The sequence below is a fragment of the Micromonospora sp. NPDC004336 genome (assembly GCF_053602615.1).
The window spans coordinates 1-2,860 of the sequence record NZ_JBSGDY010000320.1 but is presented as its reverse complement, the minus strand read 5'-3'; the positions used below and the strand labels follow the sequence as shown (position 1 = coordinate 2,860).

The following is a 2,860-nucleotide window of genomic DNA, read 5'->3' as shown; positions in this document are numbered from 1 at the left end:
CGCCGCCGCGGCCGCGGCGGCGAGCACCGTCCGACGCGACGGGCCGGAGGGAGAGGTCATGAGGTGCCTTTCCATGGGGGTCGGGGCGCCGGCGGGGCGCCGAGCGCACCATAACGAGCAGCCGTCACTCCTGCCACGGCAGCCCGAGGTGTTTCACACCACCGGCGCCCCGGGGCCGTCCGGTGTAACACCGCCGACCTCGTTTCCGCCCGCCCGGGCAGGGTAGGGCGGTGGGGGACCAGACCCGACCGGTGCGCGAGGAGACGTCGGTGAGCGAGGACCAGCACACCCAGCAGGACCCCACCAGCCAGTACGGCCAGCAGGAGGGGCAACCGAAGCAGCAGCAGACGCCGCCCGGCTCGACGCAGGAGATGACCCCGAAGCCGGACCACGGCGAGGAGTCGTACCGGGGTAGCGGCAAGCTCGAGGGCCGGCGGGCGGTGATCACCGGCGGCGACTCCGGCATCGGCCGCGCGATCGCCATCGCGTACGCCCGGGAGGGCGCCGACGTGCTCATCTCCTATCTCGGCGAGGAGGAGGACGCCGACGCCCGGGAGACCGTGCGGCTCGTCGAGGAGGCCGGCCGCAGGGGCGTCGCGGTACGCGGCGACATCACCGACCAGCGGCACTGCGAGGAGCTGATCGAGCGCGCGGTGCGCGACCTCGGCGGGATCGACATCCTGGTCAACAACGCGGCCTACCAGATGTCGCAGGACAAGGGCATCCTCGGCATCAGCGACGAGCAGTTCGACCGGGTCCTCAAGACCAACCTCTACGCGATGTTCTGGCTCTGCCGGGCCGCGATCCCGCACCTGGCCGAGGGGTCGGCGATCATCAACACGTCGTCGATCCAGGCGTTCGACCCGTCGCCGCAACTGCTGGACTACGCCACCACCAAGGCCGGCATCGCCAACTTCACCAAGGCGCTCGCCGCCGACCTGGCCGAGCGGGGCATCCGGGTCAACGCGGTGGCGCCCGGCCCGATCTGGACGCCGCTGATCCCGGCGACCATGCCCGACAAGAAGGTCGAGCAGTTCGGTCAGGACACCCCGGAGGGCCGCCCCGGCCAGCCGGCCGAGCTGGCGCCCGCGTACGTCTTCTTCGCCTCCCAGGAGTCCAGCTACGTCACCGGCGAGATCCTCGGCGTCACGGGCGGGCGCCCCACCAAGTAGTCCCCGCAGCGCGGTGCCGCCGCGTCAGCGGGGCCAGGGGACGAGACGGGTGCGGACCCGGGCGACGGCGGCGGCGTCCAGGCCGTAGCGGGCGAAGCGGCGGTCGGGCAGCCGGTCGAGGTACCGGCCGGCTGCCCGCACGTCCTCCTCGTCCAGGGCCGGGTCGAGCTGGCGGGCCAGCTCCAGCAGCTCCGTCACGTCGTGGTGTTCCAGGGCCGCCGCCACGTCGATGTAGTCCCGGACCTCCCGCCGGTTCACCAGGGCGGCGGTCTTGTTCGCCATCAGGTCGCGCACGTCCATGACCGGGCCGAGATCCATCACCACGGGGCTGCGGTGCCGGTCGAGGCGGGCCAGGCTGAGCCGGATGAGTCGCCCGTCCCGGCTCACCACGAAGTCCCTCAGGTCCCGGTCGAACCCGTCGAACAACTCGGCCAGCTCGCTGTCGGGGTCGGCGTCGGTCACCTCGAACCCCGCGTGCTCCAGCGCCGCCCGCACCCCGTCGGCCGCCGCGGCGGCGGCACCCTCGACGTCGGCGAAGAGATCCACGTCCTCCGTCGGGCGGGTCACCAGGCCGTGCGCCGCCCAGGCCACCCCGCCCCCGAGTACGAACCGGTAGGGCCCCGCGGCGGACAGCGCCACCCGGGCCACCTCGCGGTAGAACTCGTGCGGGTGCGGGGTGCTCACGCCGTACGCAGCCCCCGGTGGCGGCTCTCCCACGCCTGGCGTACGCCCCGGGGCAGGTTGAGCAGCCGCCACACCCGGCGCAGGGAGCGCCCGTTGACGAGCAGGCGCAGGTCCTCCACCCGGGTGGTCTCCCGCAGCACGTTCTCGTACATCCAGAGCAGCTCGTCCGGATCGCCCAGGTCGAAGGTGCGGTCGGCGTTCCACATCAGCCGCACCGGTAGTTCCACGACGCCACGGGTGGGCCCGGTCAGCTCGGTGAGCGTGCGGGCCACCACGGCGGGCCGGCCCGGACGGGCCAGGTGGGCCGTGCGGGTCGGAGCGGGGGAGAGGGCCTGCATGCTGTCAGGGTAACGCCAGGTCGGCCCGGCCGGGCTCGCGGTTTCGCCCGGTGTCGCGCCGCACCACCGCCTCGGTGCTGCTCCGCACCGGGCACCCGTGCCGAGACCGGACACTGGGCCCGCGAGGGATCTCGCGAGATCTTGGTCGGAAACGGCCCCCGGAGGGGCGCTTTCTCGCCAAGATCTCGGAGCGCGCGCCGTTGTCTGTCCGGCGTCGGGCGTCGACGGGGCCATTGTCTGGTTTCGGGGTGTGACCGGGGGCATCGTGGGCGCGGAATCGTGGCCGGGCCGGGGTCGTTACACCCTGCGTACGGCCGAGCAGGAACCGCTCCCGCCCCTCGTGGTGAGGGTGCCGAGCAGGAACCGCTCCCGCCCATCGTGGTGGGGGTGCCGGGCCCCGGAATGATGGCGGGCCGGTGGTCGTTACACATGGTCCGGCCGACGCGAGGGCGTCCGCCGCCCCGCGACATCGGGCCACCCTTTCGGCCCCGCGCGAGGCCGGTCTGATTCTTCCCGGCACACCATTGCCGGATCCCCCCGAGTTCCTCTTGAGCGCCGGACGGTGCTTGCACCCACACGCCGACCCCCTTTCGGCCGTGGGTGTCTACCCCCGAATGGAGCCCATCGTGAACACGATCATGCGTAAGAGCGTTCTGGGTATTGCTG

The 2,860-nt window shown here is 72.8% G+C and carries 3 protein-coding genes; 1 reads left to right on the top strand and 2 read right to left on the bottom strand.

From position 1 onward, the window contains the following. Positions 1–269 precede the first annotated feature (269 nt). The gene (locus tag ACWENR_RS30320) at positions 270–1,172 is read left to right on the top strand and encodes an SDR family oxidoreductase (RefSeq protein ID WP_452280364.1); all 903 of its coding nucleotides are present in this window, start codon (positions 270–272) and stop codon (positions 1,170–1,172) included. 24 nt (positions 1,173–1,196) lie between these two features. On the opposite strand, the gene ACWENR_RS30315 is transcribed toward ACWENR_RS30320, so the two are convergent. Together ACWENR_RS30315 and ACWENR_RS30310 are read right to left on the bottom strand one after the other, a co-directional pair. Beyond that, complete coding sequence (locus ACWENR_RS30315) at positions 1,197–1,856, bottom strand: nucleotidyl transferase AbiEii/AbiGii toxin family protein (protein ID WP_452280363.1); 660 nt, start codon at positions 1,854–1,856, stop codon at positions 1,197–1,199. Continuing rightward, positions 1,853–2,194: a hypothetical protein gene (locus ACWENR_RS30310; protein WP_452280362.1), complete on the bottom strand. Its 342-nt coding sequence runs from the start codon at positions 2,192–2,194 to the stop codon at positions 1,853–1,855. The genes ACWENR_RS30315 and ACWENR_RS30310 overlap by 4 nt, the downstream gene beginning before the upstream one ends. Positions 2,195–2,860 lie beyond the last annotated feature (666 nt).

Coding starts and splice junctions, on each gene's coding strand:
- ACWENR_RS30310 (WP_452280362.1), bottom strand. CDS start 2,194: ATGCAGGCCCTCTCCCCCGCTCCGACCCGCACGGCCCACCTGGCCCGT.